Consider the following 25,083-nt stretch of genomic DNA (forward strand, 5'->3'; position numbering starts at 1 on the left):
TCATCACGCATGCTCGACCCCTCGAACGAGGACGACGGGACCGCACCAACCGTCTCCACCCCGCGCTTCGTGGGTCGTGACCGGGAGCTGGCGGCCCTGCGGGGCGCCCTGGCCCGGCCGCCGGCGATCGTGCTGGTGGAGGGCGAGGCGGGGATCGGCAAGAGCCGGCTGCTGCGCGAGTGGCACACCGCGCCGACTCAGCGCACCACCCTGGTCTCGGTGTGCCCACCGCTGCGTGAGTCGCTGACGTTGGGGCCGATCGTCGACGCGTTCGGGGGGACAGACCGTCCGGTGTCGCGGCTGCGGCTCACCGCGCTCGCGGGCGCGCTACGGCCCCTGTTCCCCGAATGGTCCGCGAGCCTTCCGCCGGCGCTGCCGCCCCTGGACGACGCGAAGGCGGCCCGGCATCGCCTGTTCCGCGCCCTGGACGAGCTGCTGCGGGCGCTGCGTGTCGACGTCCTCGTCCTCGAGGACGCGCACTGGGCCGACGAGGTGACGCTGGAGTTCCTGCTGTTCGTCATCTCCCGACAGCAGTCCGACGGGCCGAGCCTCGTCATCTCCTACCGGCCCGAGGAGGTCGACGACGGCTCGCTGTTGCTGCGGCTGACGTCCCGGCTGCCCGCCGGTGTGACGCAGCTGAGGATCGCCCTCGCGCCCATGCGACCCGACGACACGGCGGCGCTCGTCTCCTCGATGCTGGACGGCAACCCGATCTCGCAGGAGTTCACCACGTTCCTGCACGAGCGGACCGGCGGCGTCCCGCTGGCGCTGGAGGAGTCGGTCCGTCTCATGTGTGACCGGGCCGACCTCGTCTTCCGCGACGGCCAGTGGGTCCGGTTGAAGCTGCGTGAGCTACAGGTGCCGCCGACGGTGCGCGACTCCACCCGGGAGCGGGTGAGCCGCCTGTCGCCCACGGCACAGCAGGCGTTACGCGCGGCGGCGACGTTGGCGGAACGGTCCTCGGTGGCGACGATCGCGATGACGGCCGGCCTGTCGCCGACCGCGTGCCGGAGCGCCATCGCGGAGGTGGCCAGCGCCGGTGTCCTGGACGGAGACGACCGCGGCAGGTGGCGCTTCCGGCACGTCCTGGCCGCCACCGCGGTCTACGAGTCGATCCCGCTGACCGACCGTAGACACGTGCACCTGCTGGCCGGTCGCGCCCTGGAGCACCTCCACCCACCGCCCGTGGCGCGCCTCGCCCACCACTTCCGCGAGGCCGGCGAGATCCCGTCCTGGGCACGGTACGCCGAACAGGGCGCCGAGCTGGCCATGGCCTCGGGCGACCACACCAAGGCGGTGGACCTGCTGGTCGACCTGCTGTCGTGGGCTGTGCTGCCACCGGCGGACCGGGCGCGGGTCGCCCGCATCGCCGGGGTCGCCGCGCTGGGCCGCCGGGAGAAGGTCGACCAGGTCTACCACCGGGTGATCCGTACCCTGCGCTCGGTGCTGGAGACCCCCGGCCTCACCGCCCGGCAGCAGGCCGAGATCCGCAATCCCCTGGGACGGCTCCTCATCACCGGAGGCGAGGCGCAGGCCGCCCTCCGCGAGCTGGAGCAGGCGGTCGCCAACCTCGACCACGACCCGGTCGAGGCGGCCCGGGCGATGACCTACCTCGGCTGGGCCTACGCCGGGCCGTGGCCGGCGTCCACCCATCGCCGATGGCTGGATCGGGCCGCCGACCTCGCCGCCCAGATCGACTCCCCGGCGGAGAGGCTGAACCTGGCCGGAAACCGCGCCGCCGCGTTGCTCATGCTGGGCGAGGAGGAGGCCTGGGAGGTCGTCGCGGACCTGCCCCTCGATGGCACGACCTCGACGGAGCGTCTCGACGTCGCCCGCATCCACACGAATGTCGGCACCGGCGCGTTGATCTGGGGCCGGTACGCCGACGCGGAGGACCACCTCGACGTCGCCCTGCGCCTCGCCGAGGTCGAGCAGGCGTCCCGGTTGCAGCACAACGTCCGACTCGAACAGGCCAACCTGGCGTGGTTCACCGGCCGGTGGGACGGCCTCGCCGAGACGAGCGCGGCACTGACCGACGCCGACCGGGACCGGCCGGCGCACTACCTGGGGAGCATTCGCCTCGCCGCCCGCCTGGCGGCCGCGGCCGGGCGGCGGCGTGCCGCCGAGGAGCAGTTCCGGCTGGTCCTTGAGGAGTCCGCCCGTCTCGGCGCGGCCGACGACACGATGGAGGCCGCCGCGGCACTGGCGAGACTGTGGCTGGCCGACGGCAACAGCGGCCGGGCACTGCGGATCACGGACGAGCCGATGGACACCGTCCGGCGAAAGGGCGTCTGGGTCTGGGCGACGGATCTCGTCCCCGCCAGCATCGAGGCGCACCTCGCGGCCGGTGACCTGACGGCCGCGACACGCCTGGCCGACCAGTTCGCCAGAGGGCTGCGTGGTCGTACGGCGCCCGCGCCGCGCGCCGCGCTCACCGTGTGCCGTGCCCTGCTGCTCGCCGCCGGCGGTGACCACGCCCGGGCGGCGACGTCGTACGACCGGGCGGCGCGTGCCTGGAACGCGTTGCCGCGCCCGTACGACGCGATGCGCGCCCGCGAGCGTCAGGCCGAGGCGATCATCGCGCAGGGCCGCGTCGAGGAGGGTCGCGAGCTGTTGGCGGCACAGTACGAGCGGCTGTTCAGGCTCGGCGCCCGGGGCGACGCGGACCGTGTCGCGCAGCGGCTCCGCGAACACGGCGCCGAGGTCCCGCGACTGTGGCGCGGTGGCCGCCGCGGGTACGGGGACCAACTCTCGCCTCGCGAACTCGACGTGGTCCAACTGGTCGTCGCGGGAAAGACGAACCGGGAGATCAGCCGCATCCTGGCCAAGTCTCCGGCCACCGTGGACCAGCAGCTACGCGCCGCGATGCGCAAGCTGAAGGTGAGCAGCCGGACCGCGCTCGCGGTCAAGGCGGTGGAGGCCGGTGTGTTCGCCGAGGACGAATCCCTCGACAACGCCTCGTGAATTTTGACGTATCCGCCGGATAGCTACGGCCATCCGGCTCGCCGAGCATGAGTCCATGATCCATAGCCCATGGGCAATGCATGCCTGAGCGTCCCGTCGTGCCTGACGAATCCGCCCTCGAGCTCCCGCCGCCACCCGAGCGGCTCGGCGAATCGCGCGTCACCACGCGCGACGCCTCCGACGTACGCGACGCCGACGGTGCCGTCGACCACGTGAGCCACGACCCCTACCAACCCCTGTAGGCGAAGGACCCCGATGAGACTTACAGCCCTCGCGGCAACGCTTGCCGCAGCGGTCGGCCTGACCGTGCTCCAGCCGATACCGGCGTCCGCCGCCGAGCCGGACCCGGGCACGTCGGCCCGCAAGATCGCGCCGTCCCTGAAGGACCGCTTCCGCACGCAGCCAGCCTCCGACTTCTGGATCACGTTCGACACGAAGCCCGACCTCGGGCCGGCGAAGAAGATCGCCGACTGGACGGCCCGCGGCCAGTTCGTCTACGACGCCCTGACCGCCGCGTCGAAGAGTTCCCTGGCCTCCGTCTCCACCGACCTCGACCGGGCCGGTGTCACGTACACCCCCTACCCGATCGCCAACGCCGTACTCGTCAAGGGCGGCACCGAGAAGCTCGCCCTCGACGTGGCCGCAGGGGTGCAGGTCGCCGAGATCCACGCGACGCCGCAGGTCGCCCTGGTCCCGCCCGTGGAGAAGAAGCTCCCCGCCGACCAGGCGGCCCGACCCGCCGCCCCGAAGGCCGGCGCGGACGACACCGTCACGTGGGGTCTCGAGGCGATCCACGCCCCGCAGGCGTGGGCCATGGGCGCGACCGGCGCCGGCATCACCGTGTCCAACCTCGACTCGGGAGTCGAGTTCGACCACCCCGCGCTGTCGCGCCAGTACCGTGGCGCGAAGCCGGACGGCAGCATCGACCACAACTACAACTGGATGGCCACCCGGGGCTCGTGCACCGACGCGCCGTGCGACGACAACGGACACGGCACGCACACCATGGGTACCATGGTCGGCGTCGACGGCACCGACCACGTCGGCGTCGCCCCGGACGCGCAGTGGATCGCGACGAACGGCTGCTGCGAGAGCACCGGCGTCGAGTCGCTGCTGCGCTCCGGCTGGTGGCTGCTCGCCCCGACCGACCTTCAGGGGAACAACCCCGACCCGTCCAAGCGCCCGCACGTGGTCAACAACTCGTGGGGCCAGAACCTCGAGCACGACTTCGACGACTTCTTCCAGGCGATCGACGAGGCCTGGACCGCCGCAGGCATCTTCAGCACCTGGTCGTCGGGCAACACCACGCCGTACGCGGACTGTGACACCGTCTCCTCCCCGGGCGCCGCCGAGAGCGCCTACTCCGTCGGCGCCTACAAGTCGGACGGGACCCTTGCCCTTTTCTCCCGCAAGGGCGAGGGTGCGGGCGGTCGCATCAAGCCCGAGATCTCCGCGCCGGGTGACGGCGTGCGGTCGTCGTACCCGGGAAACAACTACGTCGAGATGTCCGGCACCTCCATGGCGGCGCCCCACGTCGCCGGCGCCGTCGCGGCGCTCTGGAGCTACGACCCGACCCTGATCGGGCAGGTCGACGAGACCCGTCGTCTGCTCGCCGAGTCGGCCACCGACGTCGACGACACCGAGTGCGGCGGCACCGCCGAGCTCAACAACAAGTACGGCGAGGGCCGGCTCGACCTCGTCCGCCTGCTCGAACTCGCGCCGCGCAAGGGCGGCACCCTGACCGGTGTCGTGACCGCCGACGGCGCCCCGGTCCCCGCCGCCGAGGTGACGATCAGCGGGCCGTTCAGCCGGTCGATCGGCACCGACAAGGACGGCCGGTTCACGACGAACCTGCCGGTCGGTGACTACCAGCTCACCACCAAGGTGTTCGGCTACCTGACCGCGACCGCCAAGGCCACGATCACCCTCGGCCAGGACACCTCCGTCACGTTGCCGCTCACGGCCGCCGCCAAGCACGACATCAGCGGTCGGGTCGTCGACGACAAGAAGCGGCCCGTACCGAACGCCGACGTCGCGGTCCGGGACACGCCGCTGAAGCCGGTACGCACGGACGCCAACGGCACGTTCACGATCGCCGCTGTCCCCGAGGGCACGTACCAGCTGACGGTCACGCCCAACTCCTGCTTCTCGCCCAGGACGCTCCCGCTGACCGTGGGCGCGCAGAACGAGTCGCCCGAGATCCCGGTCGGGCTCGTCGTCGACAAGGGCGGCTACAGCTGTGCCGTCACCGAGGGCGATTACCTGCGCGGCACCGAGCAGGTCACGTTCGGCAACGGGGTGTGGGCGACGGTGAAGCTGCCGTTCCCGATCGCGCTGTACAACGGCAGCCACGACACCCTCGGCGTCGGCCTGCGCGGCATCATCTCTCCGGACGGCAGCACCGGCCCCGGCTACGGCGGCGCGGGCGCCTTCCCGTTCTATATGGAGAGCCCCGTCGAGTTCGCCCCCGGCGGCGGTGTCTTCACGGCCGCCACCAAGGTCAACGGTGAGGACGCGTTCGTCGTCGAGTACCGCAACGCCAAGCTGTGGGCCTACCCCATCCGCTCGGAGTACACGGCCCCGGTCAACTTCTCGGCCACGTTCACCCGCTCGGGCACGATGATCTTCGGGTACGGCGACGGCGTCGGGTCCGACGACCCGGTGACCGCCGGCGCGAACGGCGTCACCGGCATCCAGGGCTGGGCCGGCGTCGACGGCATCCGGTTCTCCGACCACGCCCCGGTGCTGCGCGACGGGATGATCGTCACCTACGACATGCCGGACTTCGGGTACCTCGACGCGACCGTCGTGGACAAGAACGACGGGCTGCCGGTAGCCGGCGCCACGGTCTCCTTCAGCACCGAGGACGGGCTCGTCGAGACCGTCACGACCAACGGGACCGGTCTCGTGCACCGCCAGCTTCCGGTGGGCGGCTACACGATGACGGTCGAGGCGCCGAACTACACGACCGGGTCGTACCCCTTCTCGCTCGACAAGCTCTACGCGCAGGCGAAGATCGACGCGCGCCTGACCACGGGTGTCGCGGGCCTGAAGGCCGACGGCCTGGAGACGCTGCTGGGCACCGACCAGAACGGCGTCGGTTCGCTGACGCTCACCAACACCGGCTCCGCCCCGCTCACGTACACCCTGGGTGAGGCCGCGCGGCACCCCGAGCTCGACGCCGCCGGCGCCACCGCGCGTACCGGCAGGGGCGCGGCGAGCACGATCGACCTCGCCGGATGGAAGGCCGGTGCGGGCGGTATGCAGCCGTCCAGCACCGACAGCAGTGCCGCCACGTCGAGCACCGCGGAGGCGCAGGCGGCCGCCAAGGTCGGGGCGACCTCCGGCGGCGATGTCATCACCCGGCTCCCCATCCCCGGCAAGGTCGGGGAGAAGGTGCCCACCGGCGTCGGCTACGACGGCGACGTCTGGGTCCACGACTACGAGGCGCGCACCAACACGGCCTACACGGTGACCGGCAAGAAGACCGGCAAGGTCTTCGACGCGGCGTGGAACCCCGCCTACCGGGCTTTCGACATGGCCCTGGACACCAAGACCGGTGACATGTGCCAGATGGAGGACAGCCCGGCCAGCTTCATCCACTGCTTCAACCGGGACACCGGCAAGGAGACGAGGCAGATCAAGGGCGACTTCGTCACCTCGCAGCTGACCGGTCTCGCCTACAACCCGGCCAAGGACGTCTTCTACGTCGGTGGCCGGCGGAACGGCAAGATCGGCACCGTGGCCGGTACGTCGCACGACAACCCGGGCGCGCTGCTGTCCTTCTGCACCCCACCGCTGCCCGAGATCATCGGCCTGGCCTACAACCAGGCTTCGGACACGATCTGGTATACCGACCTCACCTCGAACCGGCCCACCCGCCTGCTGCAAGTCGACCCCGACGACTGCTCACTGGTGAACGCGTGGTGGTTCCCGGGCAAGAAGACGAACCAGGGCGGCGGCCTCGAGACCGACTCGTCCGGCGCGCTGTGGGCGGTCGATCAGGTCGCAGACGACGTCGTCCTCGTCGACGTCGAGGACGATCTGCTCACCGACCTGCCGTGGCTGTCGCTCTCCTCGACCGGCGGCACCCTCGCCCCCGGCCAGTCGACGACCGTCCAGGTCTCGATCTCGTCCAAGGGCGCCAAGCCCGGCGTCCAGGGCGCGAACATCGTGGTCCGGTCCGACTCCGGACGTCAGTCCAAGAGCTACGTTCCGGTGACGCTCACGACTACGAAGTACCAGGTCGGCGTCAACGCCGGCGGCGCGACGTTCACCGACGGCACCGGCTACGCCTGGTCCGCCGACCAACCGGCCAGCAAGAAGGCCTGGGGCTACGAGGGCAAGACGAAGGTCGCGTCCACGAAGGCCCCGATCGCCGGTACGACGGACGACCTCCTGTTCCAGTCGCAGCGCACCAGCGCGGAGAAGCAGCTGTTCTACCGCTTCCCGGACGCACCCAAGGGCACCTACGCCATCGACTTCGGGTTCGCCGAGATCGACAAGGCGGCCAAGGGCAAGCGGGTGTTCGACGTCCTCGTGGATGGAGCCCTGACGGACTACGCGTACGACCCGACCGCGGCCGTGGGGCCGAACGCCGCCGACTGGCGCAGGGCCGTCGTGCAGCACGAGGGCGGTCCGTTGACCGTGGAGTTGCGGGGCTCGAAGGGGCTGAAGGCCCCCAGCATCGCCGCGCTGCGGGTGACGCTCGACCCGCGGGCGGACACGGTGGCGCCGGAGCCCGAGCCCGAGCAGCCGGACCCGGGTCCGGTACCGGTGGCGCCCGCCGGTCGCTCGTACTCGATGAAGGTGACCGAAGGGCTCTACCGCCAGGGCACCCAGGAGTCCGGGTGGCACGGCGACGAGCTCTGCGGCCCGCTGTTCTTCGACTCCGACTACCTCCAGCCGTTCTACGACACCGCCTGGGACGGCGTGTGCGTGACGATGAACGGCGCGCTCACATTCGACCGCGTCGGCGGGTTCGGTGACAACACGCCGCTCCCGTCCCCGGACCCGATCGACGCTGTCTACCCGTTCTGGGACAATCTCGTCGTCGACGACGAGGCGGGCATCTACTTCGGCACGACCGAGGTGGACGGGGTCCCGGCGCAGGTCATCGAATGGCGCAACGTCACCTTCTTCGCTGACCCGAGCGCTCGGGTGAGCTTTTCGGTCACCCTGATCGCGGACGGACGGATCCAGATCGGCTACGGCGACGGCGTCGGCGGCGACAACCCCCTCACCAAGGGTTCGTCGGCGACGGTCGGCGTGGAGAGCCTGAACCGCAACCCCGCGCTCCAGTACGCCTTCGAACAGCCCATCCTGAAGGCCGGCCTGGGCCTGGAGTACACCCTCCCGGCAGCGGGCACGATCGAGGGCACGGTCACCGACAGGAACGACAAGAAGCCGATCGAAGGGGCGATCGTCACGCTCAAGGGACCGGCCGGTGAGCGGGTCATCACGACCGACGCGAAGGGCCGGTGGAAGGCCCAGGCGCTCGTCGGCGGGAACACGGTGCAGGTGGAGGCGCCGAACTACGTCACTGTCAGCCACCCGGTGACCATCACGAAGAAGGACCAGGCCGAGGTGGTCGACACGGCGCTGACCACGGGCATCGCCACCGTCGCCGGAGAGGACATCGACTGGCTCCTCGACAAGGGCCAGAAGGCGACGGCCGACGTGACCGTCACCAACACCGGTTCCGCACCGCTTGAGGTGCGGGTCAGCGAGCAGAAGCGCACCGACGACGGTGGGCACGAGGCCGCCGACCTGCCGTGGCTGACCCTCACGGGCCCGGCCGCGACCGGCCCGGTGACGCTCGCGGCCGGCACGTCGACCACGGTCACGGTGACGGCCGACAACGCCGGCATCAAGCCCGGCGTACTCGTCGGGGACGTGCTCGTGGCGTCCACCGCCGGCAAGGGCGAAAGCCAGCTCAAGCCGGTCCGCCTGGCGACGTCGGCGTACTGGAAGGGCGTCGACGCGGGCGGGTCCGGGTACGTCGACGCCTCGGGCTTCTTCTGGGCGCCCGACCAGGCGCTCGGCTCGCGGCAGTGGGGCTACGTCGGCGGAAAGGCGCACACCACCAAGGCCGACATCGCCGGTACGACTGACGACGCGCTGTTCCGCACCCAGCGGACCGGCGACACGTTCAGCTACGTGTTCAAGAACGCCCCCGCCGGCACGTACCGGATCGGCCTCGACTTCGCGGAGCTCGAGAAGGTCAAGGCCGGCAAGCGCGCGTTCGACGTGCTCGCCGACGGCAAGGTCGTGCTCTACGACCACGACGTGCAGGCGAAGGTGGGCGCGCTGACCGTCGACACGAACGCGGTCACGGTCGAGCACATCGGTGGCGATCTGACGATCCAGTTCACCCGGGAGAAGGGCGAGGGTGATCCGATCCTCAACGCCCTGAAGGTGCAGGAGGACCCGCGCCTGAAGAAGTAGCCGGCCGCAGTGTCAGGCCCCCACGGCAGCCTCGCCGTGGGGGCCTGACCTTGTCTGTCGACGTGGCGGCTCCGCCAGCCGATGGGGCACGTCACCAACCGGTAACCAACCGGGCATGACATTGACATATTTCACTGCCTGATCTAGCTTCGACGTCGAATCGATTCGACGGCCACTCGTCCCGCGTGGGCGGCGGGACCGGTGGTGAGCACCTGTGGCGTGGAGCCGGGCCGTGGGCACGTCGCCTCTTCATCCGCAGACAAGGAGATCCAGCTGTGCCACTTCGCAGACTGTCCGCCCCCTGGGTCGGGGCGGCCATGGCGGTCCTGCTCCTGATCGCCGTCGGCATGTACGTCGTCACGACCGTCGCTCCAGCATCCGCAGCCACCACCGCCGGCTGCGGCAAGGCGCCGGGATTGACCAGCGGCACCCACACCATCCAGAGCGGCGGAAAGAGCCGCAGCTTCATCCTTCGGCTACCCGACAGCTACAACAACACCTACGCCCACCGGCTGGCCTTCGGCTTCCACTGGCTGGGCGGCACCGCCAGTCAGGTCGCGTCGGGTGGGAGCGACGGCGCGCCGTGGGCCTACTACGGCATGCTCTCGCAGGCGAACAACACCACGATCTTCGTCGCCCCGCAGGGTCTCAACAACGGCTGGGGCAACGCCAACGGTGAGGACGTCACCTTCACCGACGACATGGTCCGCGTGATCGAGAACGCCCTCTGTGTCGACACGACACAACTCTTCTCCGTCGGGTTCAGCTACGGCGGCGCGATGAGCTACTCGTTGGCGTGTTCCCGACCGACGGTGTTCCGCGCGGTCGCGGCCATCGCCGCCCCGGGGGCGATCAGTGGCTGCAGCGGCGGCACCCAGCCCGTGGCGTACCTGGGAATCCACGGCATCAACGACAACATCCCGAGCGGCCGGTCGTTGCGCGACAGGTTCGTCCGCAACAACGGCTGCGCCGCACAGAACCCGCCCGAACCGGCGGCGGGCAGCCGGACCCACATCACCACCGCCTACTCCTGTCAGCCCGGATACCCGGTGCTGTGGGCGGCGTTCGACGGCGGCCACCAACAGGGTCCGGTCGACGGGTGCGCCGGCTGCGAGAGCGGCGCGCGGAGCTGGGTCAAGCAGGAGGTGTGGAACTTCTTCGCCCAGTTCGGTGGCGGCGCGCCGCCCACCACTCCCCCGCCGTCGACTCCTCCGCCGTCAACCCCGCCGCCCACCCAGCAGAACGTGCTGATCGTGGGCAGCCAGTCCGGCCGGTGCGTCGACATTCCCAACTCCAGCACGACCAACGGCGCCCGCGCACAGCTGTACGACTGCCACGGTGGTACCAACCAGCGCTGGACCCGTACCGCCAACCGCACGCTGACCGTCTACGGCAACAAGTGTCTGGACGCCAGCGGAGGCGGCAGCAGCAACGGCACCGCCGTCATCATCTGGGACTGCAACGGTCAGACCAACCAGCAGTGGAACGTCAACTCCAACGGCACCATCACCTCGGCGCAGTCGGGACTCTGCCTGGACGCCGTCAGTTCCGGTACGGCCAACGGGACGCAGCTGCACCTCTGGGCCTGCCACGGCGGCGCCAACCAGCAGTGGAGCACGCGCACCTGACTCTGGTGCACAGACGCGCCGCCCGGGCACGTTCCGGGCGGCGCGTCTGTGTCGGGTCATCCGGGTGGCCGACCGAGTTGGCCTCGCGCTGCGGCGCACCGCGCACCTCTCGGCCGGGTGGCCCGTTGCAGAATGCACTTCATGTCGGACGCCGACGCACGACGACGCTGACGACAACGCCAGCTTGCGGAGCAGCGCGAACAGCTCCATCGGGACGTCGCCCAGGGTGACCTGGAGGGCTTCGCTCTGGTACGTCCCGACGGGTCGCTGACGGCCGAGGTCGTCCACGTGCAGTGGCTGGACAACCACCCGGCAGGTCCCGATACCCACGTCAGGGTCTCGTTCGCGGACGGGTCGAACGTGGAGTTCGCATTCGAGCTCCCGGTGGTGAAGGTCAGATCAGCCGATCTGCCGGCGCTGAGCCGAGACGACGTACGCCGGGCAGCGCCCACCGGCTGGGGCGCCGACGCCGGACGATGGGATGCACCCTGAACCCGTGCCGTCGCCCCTTCGACGCCGGCACCCCCGCCTCCGGAACTTTCGTCCTGCCGCGACCGACAAACAGAGCAGCAGCCACCATCGGAGGACGATTTCATGCACACCATCAGCCCTCTCGGCGCACGCCGACGCTCGGCCGTCGCCCTCGCCGTCGCCGCCGCGCTCGTGGCGACCGGTGCGACCGGATGTGGATCGTCCGATCCGTCGTTGGCCGCGCAGCCAAGCGCGTCGGTGTCCGCCGGCGCTCCTGCTGGCGTGATCACGATTCGTGACCCGTGGGTGAAGGCGGCCGACAAGGGCATGACGGCGGCCTTCGGAACCCTGGTCAACGACGGGGACACCGATGTCACGCTGACCGGTGCCGCGACCTCGGCGTCCCCCATGGAACTGCACGAGATGACCATGAAGGACGGCAAGATGGTCATGCAGCAGAAGCAGGGCGGCATCGTGATCAAGGCCAAGAGCAGCCACGCCCTGGAGCCCGGCGGCGACCACCTGATGCTCATGAACCTCACCAAGCCCGTCCAGGCCGGCGAGGAACTGACCTTCACTCTCACCTTCGCCGACAGCAGGACCCAGCAGTTCACCGCCGTGGCCAAGCCGTTCACCGGCGCTCAGGAGAGCTACGCCCCGGGCCACGGCGAGCCCATGCCGGGCACGAACGCCACGCCGGAGATGAGCATGAGCCCGGCATCGTGACCGGTACGCCGCCCGTCCGCCCGGTGAGCAGGCGCAGTCTGCTCACCGGTGGCACCCTGGCCGCCGGAGGGGCGCTCGCGGGCGCGGGCGCCATCGCCGCGACTCGTACCGACCGAGGCGGGCGGACGGCCGCCGGCGCGACGCCGGTAGCGAGCGTCGGAAGCCTGGTGGAGCCGTTTTACGGGCCCCGGCAGGCAGGGGTGTCCACCGAACCGCAGGCCCACGCCTCGTTCGTGGCCCTCACCCTGCGGGCCGGCATCGACCGGGCCGCGGTGGTCCGGATGCTGCGGCTGCTCACCGACGACGCCGGCCGGCTCACCCAGGGCCAACCGGCCCTGGCCGACACCGAAGCTGAACTCGGGCTCCTTCCCGCACGCCTCACCGTGACGTTCGGCTTCGGACCGGGCCTCTACCGCGCCGCGGGTGCCGACGACCGGCGTCCCACCTCGGTCACCGACCTGCCCGCGTTCCGCATCGACCGGCTCCAACCAGCCTGGTCCGGCGGCGACCTGCTACTCCAGATCTGCGCCGACGACGCGATCACCGTTGCGCACGCCCAACGGGTACTGCTCAAGGACAGCCGGCCGTTCGCCACCGTCCGCTGGGTCCAGCAGGGCTTTCGCCGCAGTCCGGGCGTCGAGCCGAGCGGCCACACCCAACGCAACCTCTTCGGTCAACTCGACGGCACCGCCAACCCCCGCCCCGGCACTCCGATGGACTCAGCCGTCTTCGTACCCGACGGCCTGCCCTGGCTGCGCGACAGCACCACCCTCGTCATCCGGCGCATCAGCATGAACCTGGAGACCTGGGACCTCCTCGGACGCGCCGACCGCGAACTCGCCGTCGGTCGACGCCTCGACACCGGCGCCCCGCTGACCGGCAGCGCCGAGCACGACGAACCCGACTTCGCCGCCACCGGCCCCGACGGGCTCACCGTCATCCCCGACTTCTCGCACATGACCCGAGCCCACGTCACCGACGACCGGCTCAAGATCCTGCGCCGGCCCTACAACTACGACGGCGTCCCGAGCGCCGACGGCCACGCCGACGCCGGGCTGATCTTCACCTCGTACCAGGCCGACATCTCGCGACAGTTCCTGCCGATCCAACGCCGGCTGGCCGACCGGGACCTGCTCAACGAATGGACCACCCCGATCGGGTCCGCCGTCTTCGCCATCCCACCCGGCTGCCGAGCGGGCGGCTGGATCGGCGAGCAGGTGCTGGGGTGAGCCGCGTCATCCAGAGTTCGGTGATGACCGGACCACGGTCTTGTCCCCTGGTCGTACGGCTCGGCGCGGCGGCGCTCGCCGTCGTCGTGGCGATCCTCGTCCCGACGAGTCCGGCCTGGGCGCACAACACGCTGCGGTCGGCGGCCCCGGTCCAGGAATCGACCGTGTCGAGCGCCCCCACCGAGATCGTGCTCGAATTCGCCCAAGAGCTCGACCCCGCGTTCGCCACCATCGTGCTGACCGACGCCGCCCGGCGGAAGGTCCCCACCGGCCACGCGGTGGTCAGCGGGGCAAAGGGGTCAGTGCAGGTCACCGAGGCCCTGCCGAGCGGGACGTACACCGTCGCCTACCGGGTCGTCTCCACCGACGGGCACCCGGCCCAGGGTTCGTACCCGTTCACCGTGGCGAGCCCCGATTCCAGCGCCGCGCCGATCGTCGGCACACCGACCGACAGGGCGTCCGCGCAGGCCGAGCGCGGCCCGGGCGCCAGCGTCCTCGCGGCCGGGGCGGCGCTCGCCGTCCTCGTCGTGGCGGGCGCCGGGCTGCTGTGGCGACGGACGAGGCGTCGGTGATCGGGCCGCTCTCGCGCGGTCGCGTCACGGATGAGGGCGAGCCGCCAGTTCGCGGCGTGAGGTGATGTCGAGTTTGCGGAAGATCTTGCGTAGGTGGTAGTCCACCGTGCTCGGGCTGATGAACAGTTGTGCCGCCACTTCCCGGTTGGACGCGCCGTCCGAGACCCGGCGCGCGATATCGCGCTCCTGGCGGGTCAGTCGGCAGCTCGGGACGAAGCGATCGGTCGTGCCGCCGCGGTTCAGCCTGCCGCGCAGTTCGCGGCGGGAGGCGACGTTCAGCCTGTCGAACACTCCGCGCAGATGGTGTTTGACGGTGTGTGGGCTGATGACCAGGTGTCTGGCGACCTCGACGTTGGTGGAGCCTGCCGCCACCAGCAGGGCGATCTGTTCCTGTCGAGGGGTCAGTGCCGCACACGGAAGAACTCGGGCAGGCTCGGCTGGGGCGCGGTGCATCGTGCTCCTCGGGCGAGGGTTCGGGGTCTCGACGACCATCCGAACGCACCGCTGTGCGCGACGAGTGCAGGCTGAGTGCTCGCCCTATCGGCTCACGACGCGCCGCTCTTCAAGCTCAGTCGGGCCCGCACGTAAGCGACCATCGTCCGGTATGCCTCGGCCTCCTCGATGCCGGAGAACTCGATGAGTTCCCGGAAGCCGTTGTCGGCGATGAGGCTCTCGAACTGCTGGCAACCCTGTTCCGCGCGCGCCTGGTCGTCCAGGTCGAAGGCGGCCCGCGCGAGGATCGCCGCGATGGCGCACCGGGGACCGTTCGACTCGCTCACGCCCTCCGACAATCCCCACTCCGAGACCGTCACCGCTCGCTCAAGCCGACCGAGTCTCCACGACGATTCCGCGATGAGCTGCGCGTAGCGGAGGTTCAGATGATCGAGGTGCTGCACCATCGCGATGGCCAGACCTTCGTCCGCGACCCGTGCGCCGTCATCGAACCGATCGGACCTCAGGCGCGCTCTCGCGAGTGTCAGCAGCGAGACGGCGAGCAGCTCCTGACGCTCCGTACGCCGGGCAAGTGCCACGGATCCTTCGCCGTACGCGTTGGCCGCGTCGTGGTCACCACGCGACAACGAGAGCACGGCCAGGTTCCGCAGGACGTCGGCCTGTCCGGCGAGATCCCGGGCGCCTTCGAAGATGGACAGGGCTCGACGTAGGTATTCGTCGGCCGGCGGCAGCGGGGCGAACACCTCACCGACGGTACGGAGCAGCTCGGCCTCGATCAGCGGCTCGCCGAACGCGCTGGCCATGTCGAGGATCGCGAGTACGGTCGGTGTCCGGCCCGCAGGGATGGAGTTGTTGCCCGGCGCCGCGGCTGCGAGGACCATGGCCGCCGCGTCGGGCCCCAGACCGTGCGCGAGGGCCAGATCGATCGTCGCCCAGAGGGCTGGCCGTTCGCGCGTGTACCAGGCGGCCGCCTGTGACACGCTGTCGAACGATTCCGGCGTCACATCCGGCGGGACTGCGGTGACGGTGCCAACTGGCTGCCGATGGTGTCTCGCGTACGCGGCCCGGGCGGAGTGCAGATAGTGCATGACGAGGCGCCGCTCGTACTCCGGTCGCTCTCGATCCTCGTCGAGAAGCTCACCCGCGTAGGCCCGCAGCAGGTCGTGCAGGAAATACCGCCCGGACTGCGCCTCGTCGAGCAGGTTGGCGGTCACCAGTTCCGTGAGCAGCGTGCGGGCCCGCGCCCGACTGACCCCGGCGACGCTCGCCATCGACTCCAGCGAGACCCCCGGACCCGGATGGACGGCGAGAGCACGGAACACCTGCGCCGCTGATGGGTCGAGAGCCCGGTACGACCACGAGAACACCGACCGGACATCGTCGGACGAGTCTGCGCTGGACAACGCGTCGAGTCTGGCTGACGGGTCCGAGACAGCGGTGACGACCGCGCTCAGTGGCAGGGTCGGGTTGAGCGCCACGCGGGCGGCGACGATCGCCAGTGCGAGCGGCAGCCCGGCGCAGAGCGTGATGACCCTGTCCAACGAGTCCGGGTCCATGGTGGCGCGGCGGGCGCCGAGACGGTTGATCAGAAGCTGCCGGGACTCGGCTCCGGTGAGCCGGTCGACCTGCAGATAGCGTGCCCCTTCCCGGGTGACGAGGCTCGTCATCCGGTGGCGGCTCGTCACGATGACCAGAGAGCCTCGCGAGGCTGGCAGCAGCGGGCGGACCTGGTCGGCGTCGCGAGCGTTGTCGAGGAGGATCAGGACCCGACGACCGGCGAGGCGACTCCGGTAACGAGCCGCCTGGGCGTCGACGTTCTCCTGTGGTGTCGAGACCGTCGGCTCGCCCAGTGACGCGAGCAACGTGGCGAGCGCCTCCTGCGATGACATGACCCGTCCGTCCGGGTCCAGGCCCCTCAGGTTGAGGAACAACTGGCCGTCGGGAAACTCGTTGGCGATCTGGTGGGCCCAGTGCACCGCGAGGGCGGTCTTGCCGATGCCACCCATGCCGCCGAGCACGGTGATCACGATCGTCGCGTCGCTGAACGCGTCGGACAGTAAGGCGTCGAGCACGGCGGCCATGTCGTTGCGTCGGACGAAGCCCGCGACCGGCGGCGGCAGCTGGGCGGGCCGGGGAGCGTCCGGCGGGCGCAGCTCGTCCTGCGAGGTCCAGCCGCTGGCGAGCAGTTCCCGATACGCCTCCCGTAGTTCGGACCCCGGATCCACCCCCAGTTCATCGGCGAGACGTTGACGGGTCCGCTCGAAGACCTGCACTCCCTCGGCCCGGTGGCCGGTGGCCACGTACGCGCGCATCAGGCACGCCTGCAGCGCCTCGTCCAGCGGTGCCGCGGCGGCCACGCTCACCAGCGGGGTCAACGCGGCGTCGGCCATGCCGTGGGCCATCGCGGCCTCGCTGGCCGCGAGCGCCACCGCGACGCGTTCGCGTTCGATGGCCACGAACTCCGGCGAACGCAACGCGCCGGTCGGAAGGTCGGTGAACGCGGGGCTGCGGCCGAGCTCCAGTGCGGTCAGGTACGCCCGTACCCCGGCCAGGGCGTCCCCGCCGGCGAGCGCCTCACGGGCCCGCCGGACCAGCTCGCGGTACATGGCGAGATCGGAGGCCTCGGTCGCGAGGATCAGCCGGTAGCCCGTACCAGCCGGTAGAAGGTAGCGACCGGTTTCGCGGACGTCCAGGTCCGGTTCCAGAATCCGGCGAAGGTTCCCGACGTGCCGGTGGATCTGGTTGGCGGCGCTGGCCGGAGGTTGGTCGTCCCACACGCTGTCGACGATGCTGTCGAGGCTGACCGCGTCACCGCCGGCCGCGAGGAGCTTGGCCAGGATGATCCGCTGGCGGACCGGGCCGAGATCGACGTCCGAGCCGTCCCGCCGGCAGCCCAGACCGCCGAAGACCTTGAACTCGCAGTGGGACGGCGGCCCGTCCGGGAGCCTGCGGTCGGGCGTGGTCACGTTTGACATCCTAGGGATCAGAGAGTGGCGGCTTCGCTTTTCGGCCCAAGCCTGCGGCTTGTCCCGGGCTCGCCGCATCGCCCATCTCTCATTGTCTTTCCGGCGCCGACGAAGCCGGGGACTACGTGATTCGGGCGATTCGCGAAACGCTGCCATGTCCGTACCTTCGGCAGGGTTCCCAGCGCGGAACGCAAGCCCAAGGAGTACGCATGCCTCATGTCACCGTTGGCTCAGAGGGAGCCGACCCGATCGACATCTATTACGAGGATCACGGCGCCGGCAGGCCGGTGGTCCTCAGCCACGGCTATCCGCTGAGCGGGCGGGCCTGGGAGAAGCAGGTCACCGCACTGCTCGCCGCCGGTTATCGCGTCATCACGTACGACCGGCGAGGTTGGGGAAATTCCAGCCAGCCCGCCGGTGGATACGACTACGACACGTTCGCCAGCGATGTGAATGTGCTCCTCGAGACACTGGACGTACGCGACGCCATCCTCGTGGGTCATTCGATGGGAACCGGTGACGTCGCCCGGTACCTGGGTCGCTACGGCACCGGACGCGTCGCGAAGGCCGTGCTGATGTCGCCGATCCCGCCGTTCCTGCTGAAGACGGACGACAATCCTGAAGGCGCGCCGCAGGCGTTGTTCGATGGGTTCATCCAGGCCGCGCGAGCGGACCGGAACGGGTGGCTCAAGCAGTTCCTGGAGAACTTTTACAACTTCGACGTGTACGGCGGATCACTGGTCAGCGACGAGGCGTTCCAGGCCAGTCTGGCCGTGGCCGAGGCCGGGTCCCCGGTCGCTGCGGTGGCGTGTATCCCCACCTGGCTCACCGACTTCCGCGAAGACCTGGCCAAGGTCGACGTGCCGGTGCTCGTGATCCAGGGCGACAAGGACCGCGTGCTGCCCATCGGGGTGACCGGCCAGCGGATTTCCGCCTTCGTCGGGGATTCCCGGTTGCTCGTCATCGAGGGCGGGCCGCACGCCATTGCCTGGACCCACGCCGACCAGGTCAACGCCGCCCTGCTCGATTTCTTTCAGCAGTAAGGAGAAACCGTGAAATTGTCCTTCCGGCGCCGCCTCGTCTCCGTAGGCGTGGTCATCGGTGCCCTCACCCTGACCGGTGTCGGTGTCGGCACCGCACAGGCCTCGGCGACTCACCTCACGCAGTCGCGCCCCGCAGTGGCCAAGCCGACGGTCGTGCTCGTGCACGGCGCGTGGGCGGACGGGTCGAGCTGGGACAAGGTGACCGCCAAGCTCCAGCACGACGGCTACCGGGTGGTCGTACCGCCGAATCCGCTCACGGGCGTGGCGAACGACGCGGCGAACCTCCGCGCGTACCTGGACACCATCACCGGGCCGATCGTCCTCGTCGGGCACTCGTACGGCGGCATGGTGATCACCAATGCCGCCCTGGACGATGAGCGGGTCAAGGCCCTGGTGTACGTCGACGCGTACATCCCGGACCAGCACGACACCGTCTTTTCGCTGACCTCCGCCGTACCGGGCTCGGTCTTCGCGGGCGACACGTCCGCCGTCTTCGACCAGGTCGCGATCCCTGGTGCAACCGGCAACGTCAACCTGTACGTGAAGCCGTCGGTCTTTGGTACCGCGTTCGCCGGCAGGAGCATTCCCGCCAAGGACGTGGCGGTGCTGGCTGCCCGGCAGCGTCCACTGGCCTTCAGCGCGCTGGTCGAGGAGTCCGGCGAGCCGGCGTGGAAGACGATCCCCTCGTGGTCGGTGATCGGCAAGCAGGACGCCGTCATCCCTACCGCCGAGCAGGTCGTCATGTCCGAGCGGGCCAAGGCGCACAGCATCCAGATCAACGCCCCCCACCTGTCGATGGTCACCGACCCGGGTGCGGTCACCAACCAGATCGAGGCGGCCGCCAAGGCGACCAACTGATACGGCGGCCGGCCGTGGCACCGCACCGCGCGATGCCACGGCCGGTCGAGAAGTGGCCGCGTGGGCCGGTCCGGCCCACGCGGCCACTGCTGTCACGAGACCTCGTCAGGTGGTCGTCCGGGCCGCTTCCAGGATGACCTTGGTGACCTGGTCGGGATGCGAGATCAGGCCCAGGTGGCCGGCGTCGATCCGGGTGATGTCGGCCCCCGCCCGCTCCATCATCTCCTCCTGCCGGGCCGGCGGGATGACCCGGTCCTCGGTACCGATCACGGCCCACACGGGGATCGTCTTCCACGCCGGCTCGGTGGCCGGCTCCGTCAGGGCGTTCGTGGCCAGAGCGGTCTGGGTCACGGCGAGCACCTCCGCCTGCCGGCGAGGCAGACCGTTGGCGAAGCCGTTGATGAAGACCTTCGGCAGGACGTACGCGTCTACCGCACCTTCCGGTGCGCCCGGGAACGGCACCAGCCTGAAGACGCTCGTGGGGTCGGTCAGGGCCGGCTCAAGGATCGAGCCGGAGCCCGCGGTGAGCTCCTCCAGGGTCTCCCCCGTGTCCGGGGCGAAGGCGTCGACGAACACGAGGGCCTTGACGTTGCTGTTGCCGGTCGCGGCGTCGCTGATCACGAAGCCGCCGTACGAGTGGCCGGCGAGCACGATGGGACCTTCGATGGTGGACAGGAAGTCCTTCAGGTAGCCGGTGTCGATCGACGGTCCCCGGTTGGGTTGCGGCGCGACCTGGACATCGAAACCACGTGCCTGGAGCCTGCGGATCTCTCCGTTCCAGCTCGAGCCGTCAGCCCAGGCGCCATGCACCAGGACGATGGTTGGTCGGTCGCCATGTCCCTCATCGGGGGTTGGTCGCCCACCGCCGTCCGCGAACACGCTTGGGGTGCCTGAGCCGAGCACCGTCGCCAGAGTTGCGGCAACGAGCGCAGCGGCGATGACCTTCGGCCGACGTAGCGAGATTCCGAGCATGTCTGTTCTCCCTCGTTGGTCAATGGATGCCGAACGCGGGCAGATGCGTGTGGGGTCAACGCGGCCAGTCGGAGCCGCGACCGGTCGGAACCACCGCCGAGCGGCGCGGTGGCGGACCGCCTCCGATGCCGCGTTGACTGCATGATCGCCCGACCTCACGGTACGCACAAGGAGTCGTAATCACGGACGAAACAGGAGAAGCGCTCAGATTTGGCATTTCCAGTCGCCAGGCCCGTGGAGCCGGCGGGACGTCCCTTAGGTTTCAGCGATGCAGATCATCGAAGGGGCGGGTCGGTGGACCGCACCCGCCGGGACCGCCAACGACTGGATCGAACACCTGAGGGTGCCGGACCTGTCGGTGGGAACGTACTGCATCCCGGTGGGCGGCCTCGACGATCAGAGCCCGCACACCGAGGATGAGATCTACGTGGTCACCGCCGGCCGGGCCCGGATCGTCACCCCGGACGGCGCGACCGAGGTGGGCCCGGGTGCGGTCATCTTCGTGCCGGCGGGCGAGGAGCACCGTTTCGACGAGGTGACCGAGGACCTGGCGCTGTTGGTGGTGTTCGGTCCGGCGTACGGCTCGCGCGCTCCGGATCGGCGGGCCTGAGCCACGACCCCTTCCCCGACCACAGCGGCCCTGGCCGGGGTGCGGCAACAGAGCCGCACCCCGGCAGAGACGTCCATCGCGACCGACATCACGACGCCTGGCGTCGAGAGCCCTCGCGCATCGCGGAGCCTCAGCTCAGCAGCCGAGCCGCTTGGTCGACAGAGCGATGTCGTCGATCCAGAGGTCGAACTCACCCGGCGTCGTGCCGCCCTGGTAGAGCTGCCAGCCGATCTTCACCGTGTCGACGGTGGGCAGGACGAAGGGAACGTCGTTGCCGCCGTGGTCGTCCGTGGAGGCGGTCAGTTCCGGGTTCGCCACGCCGTCGATCCACACGGCGACGCGGTTGTCCGCCGCGTCGAACTTCCATTCGAAGCACTGCCAGGTGTCCTCGACGACGGGGGCGGACTCCCGCCAGTTGGTCCAGTCACCGGTCGGGCCTCCGTCGGCGCCGATGCCCCAGAACGTCCCGGGGACCGTGGGGGCGTACTGGCCACCGATCGGCCGCACGACCTCCGCGCTGCCGCTACCGGTCGCCTCGACGAGGGTGAAGTGCGCCCAGTCCGGGGCGGTGGGGAAGGCGTCGACGCGCAGGCGCATCCGGCCGTAGAAGCGGTTGCCGGGCGCGGCGAAGTCGTCGACGCGCAGGAAGGCTCGTCCGTTGTCGACCGTGTGCACGTGCAGCACCTGGTTGCCGCGGCGGGCGCGCTCGACGGTGAGCGTGCCGTGGCGGGTGTCGACGCCCCAGTTCAGCGTGCTGGGTCCTCCGACCGGCAGGCGCTCGAAGTCCTCGCAGAAGAGCAGGCCACGGGGGCACGAGCGCGGGGAGGCGTCCGACCCGGCGGCGGGAACGCTACCGGCGGCGGCGCCGAGGACCAGGGCGGCGCTGACCGCCGCGAGAAGGCTGCGCATGGTCATTCTCCATATCGACGAGTTTCGGTGGGTGAGTGCGGCCCAGCCACGACGGCGCCCGGGCCCGGAGCCGGTGGCTCCGGGCCCGGTCAGCGCTCGTGACGCTCAGGGACCGGTACGTGTCGACGGTCAGGGGCTGGTGCAGGAGAGGCTGCCGGGCGCCGCGCTGCTGCTGCCGTTGGCCAGGAAGCCGAAGGTGGTCGAGGCGTTCGCGCCGAGGGATCCGTTGTAGTCGGCGTTACGGACACTGACCGTCCCGCTGGTGCCGGTGTTGATGCCGTTCCAGACGTTGGCGATGGTCTGTCCACTGGCCAGCGTCAGCCGTACGGTCCAGCCGCTGAGGGTGGCGGAGCCGTTGTTGGCGACGGTGACCTCGCCCTGGAAGCCTCCGTTCCAGCTGTTGACCGTGCGGTACGTCGCGCTACAGGCACCCGGCGGCGGCGTGGTCGGTGGAGCGGTCGTCGGCGGAGCCGTCGGCGGCGGAGCGGTCGTCGGCGGAGCAGTCGTCGGCGGGTCGGTGATCGGTGGTGTGCCCGGTACGGTGGTGGAGGCGGCGTTGAGCGCGTTGAGAACGGCGGTGTACGCCGCCTTGGGGTTGCTGTTGCGGTCGAAGAGCAGCGGATTCTCGCTGCCGCGCCAGGAGTCGCTGTCCCGGATCCCCCACGTCGTGATGCCGACGCAGCGGGGGACGTTCATGCAGGCCTGGGTCAGGCCCTGGTACTGGCTGGTCGAGGCGTTGGTGACGTCCGCCTCGGTCAACGCCACGTCGACGTCGAGGGCCGCGAAGCTGGACAGCGTCTGCTGGAAGTTCCCCGGCAGCGAGCTGCCGCCGGTGAAGTGGGTCTGCAGGCCCACGCAGTCGACCGGGACGCCTCGGGCCTTGAAGTCCCTGATCATGTTGTAGACGCCCTGCGTCTTGGCGTACGTCCAGTTCTCGATGTTGTAGTCGTTGTAGCAGAGCTTCACGCTCGGGTCGGCGGCGCGCGCGGTCCGGAACGCCACCTCGATCCAGTCGTTGCCGGTGGACTGCAGGTTCGACGACCGCCGACTGCCGTTCTCGGCGAAGGCCTCGTTCACCACGTCCCAGTACGCGAACTTGCCCCGGTAATGGGCCATGACCCCGTTGATGTGGCTGATCATCGCGTTCCGCAGGGCGCTGCCGCTCAGGCTCCCCCAGAAGCTCGGCTGCTGGGCGTGCCAGGCAAGCGTGTGACCACGGAACCGCATGCCGCGCTGGGCGGCCCAGTTGTAGATCGCGTCACCGCGTTGGAAGTTGAACTGGCCGGGGTTGGGCTCGGTCGCGTCGGGCTTCATCTCGTTGACGGCCGTCATCATGTCGAACTCACGGTTCGCGATGGTGAGGAAGCCGGAGTCGTTGAGACGGTCCGACCCCATGGCGGCGCCGAAGTACCGGCCGCTGCGCTCGGCGGCGGCCTTCAGGGTGGTCCCGGGCGATCCGGGGAGATCAGCGCGGGCGAAGGTCGCCAGGGCCATCGAGGACACGGTGATCGCCAGGGCGCAGGCGCCGCCCAGGAGCAGTCTGGCGGGTCCCCTGGTCCGGCGTCGGGGTCGAGCGGGTACGTCGTTCATCTGTGCTTTCTCCTCGGTGTTCGGTCCGGTCCATTGCCCGACACGAGGCACGACTCGACGATCGACGCACGGCCGACGACCGGAGCACCGTGCTCGCCACTGGACCAGCACGCCGCGGGTGACGCCGAGCCGGCATCAAACCCCGCCGCGCCCGAAATCGGTGGCCACCGCCGGCTGCCCGGCCCGCCCGGTGGATGGCGAACACTCCGCGCCGTACGCCCTGCGGAGTGGCACTGCCCTGTCGCGATGCTATATCGAATCAGTTCGATCTGGGTGGTCGAGGAGCGCGGACGTTGGCGCGTGGAGCGGATCACCGGCGGGTTTGGCATCGACTCGGGTCGATGTAGTGTGGAAACGCTCCCACACCACCCACCAACCACCTGATCGAGGAGCCGAACATGCAGCGACGGCGACATCGCCCGGCCACCATGCTGGCCGGTCTGCTCATCCTGACCCTGTCCGTGCTTCTGGTACCACCCGCCTCGGTGGCCAGTACATCCCACGCCCGCGCGACACCACTCACCGAGCTGACCGTGGTGTCCGAGCGGGTGGCGTTCGGTCTGCAGCGTCCGATCGCGATCACCGGCCTGCCGGACGGTCGGATGTTGATCGCCGAGAAGAACGGCACCGTCCGCGCGTACCACCCCGACACCGGCCTGGCGGCCGAGCCGGTGCTCGACCTGACCGCCCGGATCGACACGTCCGACAACGAGCGCGGCCTTCTCGGCATCACGCCCGCACCGAACTTCGCGCGCACCGGAATCCTGTACGTGGCCTACACGAGCCTGCCGGCCGGCGCGCTGACCCTGGCGCGGGTGCCGCTCGGCGCTCCCGACCGGCTACAGGTGCTGCTCACGCAGGAGCACGCCGAGTTCGGCAACCACAACGGCGGCCAGGTGGCCTTCGGCCGCGACGGCTACCTCTACTGGTCCACCGGCGACGGCGGAAACGCCAACGACCCGTTCAAGAGCGGCCAGAACCTCGGCACCCTGCTCGGCAAGATCGTGCGGATCGACGTCAACCGCAGCTGCGGGGGCAAGCCCTACTGCGTACCCGCCGACAACCCCTTCGTCCGCACGGCGGGCGCGCGTCCGGAGATCTGGGTCTACGGGCTGCGCAACCCGTGGAAGTTCTCCATCGACCCGGTCGACAACTCCCTCTGGATCGGCGACGTCGGCCAGGGCCTGATCGAGGAGATCAACCACATCCGCCCGTCCCAGCGCGGCGCGAACCTCGGCTGGTCCTGCAAAGAGGGCACGCCGGTCTTCGATCAGACGCAGTGCCGGCCCGGCGTACGGCTCACCGACCCGGTCGTCGAGTACGAGCACTACATGACGGAGAACTGCTCCATCATCGGCGGCCTCGTGTACCGGGGGTCCGTCACCCCGGAGGCGCGCGGGACCTACATCGCGAGCGACTACTGCTCGACCCGCGCGTTCGCCGTACGTCCGAAGTCCACGGGTGGCTACGAGTCCGCCGAGATCGGCACCTTCCCCACCCAGCCGACGGCGTTCGGCGCCGACGTGAACGGCGAGCTGTACGTGCTCAGCGACCTCCCGGGCTGGCTGAGCAAGGTGCGGTTCGAGCGGGTCCAGCCCACCCCGACCGCGGGGGTGGCGAACCGCTGAGCCCCGACTGGAACCAC

16 protein-coding genes are annotated in these 25,083 nt (G+C 70.1%); 11 read left to right on the top strand and 5 right to left on the bottom strand.

The features are described from left to right. The first annotated feature begins 9 nt into the window (after positions 1 to 9). The 7 genes from ACQPZK_RS19320 to ACQPZK_RS19350 all read left to right on the top strand — a co-directional run bounded on the left by ACQPZK_RS19320 (position 10) and on the right by ACQPZK_RS19350 (position 14,037). Positions 10 to 2,964 (top strand): ATP-binding protein, encoded by a 2,955-nt coding sequence (locus ACQPZK_RS19320; protein ID WP_433534334.1) that lies wholly within the window; start codon positions 10 to 12, stop codon positions 2,962 to 2,964. A gap of 98 nt (positions 2,965 to 3,062) precedes the next feature. Then, complete coding sequence (locus ACQPZK_RS19325; protein WP_433534335.1) at positions 3,063 to 3,206, top strand: hypothetical protein; 144 nt, start codon at positions 3,063 to 3,065, stop codon at positions 3,204 to 3,206. Positions 3,207 to 3,219: 13 nt separating this feature from the next. Next, on the top strand, positions 3,220 to 9,411 hold the full coding sequence (locus ACQPZK_RS19330) for a S8 family serine peptidase (protein WP_433534336.1): 6,192 nt from the start codon (positions 3,220 to 3,222) through the stop codon (positions 9,409 to 9,411). A gap of 275 nt (positions 9,412 to 9,686) precedes the next feature. Then, positions 9,687 to 11,039 carry a ricin-type beta-trefoil lectin domain protein gene (locus ACQPZK_RS19335; RefSeq protein ID WP_433534337.1) on the top strand — a complete coding sequence of 451 codons (1,353 nt, stop codon included), beginning with the start codon at positions 9,687 to 9,689 and terminating at the stop codon, positions 11,037 to 11,039. 594 nt (positions 11,040 to 11,633) lie between these two features. Further along, positions 11,634 to 12,236, top strand: a complete 603-nt coding sequence (locus ACQPZK_RS19340; RefSeq protein ID WP_433534338.1) for a copper chaperone PCu(A)C — start codon at positions 11,634 to 11,636, stop codon at positions 12,234 to 12,236. Beyond that, positions 12,233 to 13,465, top strand: coding sequence for a Dyp-type peroxidase (locus ACQPZK_RS19345; RefSeq protein WP_433534339.1), 1,233 nt, complete (start codon positions 12,233 to 12,235; stop codon positions 13,463 to 13,465). The genes ACQPZK_RS19340 and ACQPZK_RS19345 overlap by 4 nt, the downstream gene beginning before the upstream one ends. A gap of 23 nt (positions 13,466 to 13,488) precedes the next feature. After that, entirely contained in the window at positions 13,489 to 14,037 is a 549-nt protein-coding gene (locus ACQPZK_RS19350; protein ID WP_433534340.1) for a copper resistance CopC family protein, read from the top strand. 24 nt (positions 14,038 to 14,061) lie between these two features. Here ACQPZK_RS19350 and ACQPZK_RS19355 read toward each other — a convergent pair whose 3' ends face one another. Together ACQPZK_RS19355 and ACQPZK_RS19360 are read right to left on the bottom strand one after the other, a co-directional pair. Further along, positions 14,062 to 14,529: a response regulator transcription factor gene (locus ACQPZK_RS19355; RefSeq protein ID WP_433534341.1), complete on the bottom strand. Its 468-nt coding sequence runs from the start codon at positions 14,527 to 14,529 to the stop codon at positions 14,062 to 14,064. 53 nt (positions 14,530 to 14,582) lie between these two features. Next, the gene (locus tag ACQPZK_RS19360) at positions 14,583 to 17,534 is read right to left on the bottom strand and encodes a BTAD domain-containing putative transcriptional regulator (protein ID WP_433534342.1); all 2,952 of its coding nucleotides are present in this window, start codon (positions 17,532 to 17,534) and stop codon (positions 14,583 to 14,585) included. A gap of 131 nt (positions 17,535 to 17,665) precedes the next feature. Between ACQPZK_RS19360 and ACQPZK_RS19365 the strand changes: the two genes are divergently transcribed. Both ACQPZK_RS19365 and ACQPZK_RS19370 read left to right on the top strand, forming a co-directional pair. Further along, complete coding sequence (locus ACQPZK_RS19365; protein WP_433539251.1) at positions 17,666 to 18,499, top strand: alpha/beta fold hydrolase; 834 nt, start codon at positions 17,666 to 17,668, stop codon at positions 18,497 to 18,499. Between the two features lie 9 nt (positions 18,500 to 18,508). Beyond that, positions 18,509 to 19,357: an alpha/beta fold hydrolase gene (locus ACQPZK_RS19370; protein WP_433534343.1), complete on the top strand. Its 849-nt coding sequence runs from the start codon at positions 18,509 to 18,511 to the stop codon at positions 19,355 to 19,357. 105 nt (positions 19,358 to 19,462) lie between these two features. On the opposite strand, the gene ACQPZK_RS19375 is transcribed toward ACQPZK_RS19370, so the two are convergent. After that, the gene (locus tag ACQPZK_RS19375) at positions 19,463 to 20,167 is read right to left on the bottom strand and encodes an alpha/beta fold hydrolase (RefSeq protein ID WP_433534344.1); all 705 of its coding nucleotides are present in this window, start codon (positions 20,165 to 20,167) and stop codon (positions 19,463 to 19,465) included. Positions 20,168 to 20,597: 430 nt separating this feature from the next. Here ACQPZK_RS19375 and ACQPZK_RS19380 point away from each other — a divergent pair, with 430 nt between their 5' ends. Beyond that, positions 20,598 to 20,939 (top strand): cupin domain-containing protein, encoded by a 342-nt coding sequence (locus tag ACQPZK_RS19380; RefSeq protein WP_433534345.1) that lies wholly within the window; start codon positions 20,598 to 20,600, stop codon positions 20,937 to 20,939. Positions 20,940 to 21,074: 135 nt separating this feature from the next. Here ACQPZK_RS19380 and ACQPZK_RS19385 read toward each other — a convergent pair whose 3' ends face one another. After that, on the bottom strand, positions 21,075 to 21,848 hold the full coding sequence (locus tag ACQPZK_RS19385) for a hypothetical protein (RefSeq protein WP_433534346.1): 774 nt from the start codon (positions 21,846 to 21,848) through the stop codon (positions 21,075 to 21,077). Between the two features lie 129 nt (positions 21,849 to 21,977). Further along, entirely contained in the window at positions 21,978 to 23,438 is a 1,461-nt protein-coding gene (locus tag ACQPZK_RS19390; protein ID WP_433534347.1) for an endo-1,4-beta-xylanase, read from the bottom strand. A 398-nt stretch (positions 23,439 to 23,836) separates the two neighbouring features. Between ACQPZK_RS19390 and ACQPZK_RS19395 the strand changes: the two genes are divergently transcribed. Beyond that, positions 23,837 to 25,066, top strand: a complete 1,230-nt coding sequence (locus ACQPZK_RS19395) for a PQQ-dependent sugar dehydrogenase (RefSeq protein WP_433534348.1) — start codon at positions 23,837 to 23,839, stop codon at positions 25,064 to 25,066. Positions 25,067 to 25,083: the final 17 nt, after the last annotated feature.

The sequence above is a fragment of the Micromonospora sp. CA-249363 genome (assembly GCF_050950185.1).
Classification (GTDB): Bacteria; Actinomycetota; Actinomycetes; order Mycobacteriales; family Micromonosporaceae; genus Micromonospora.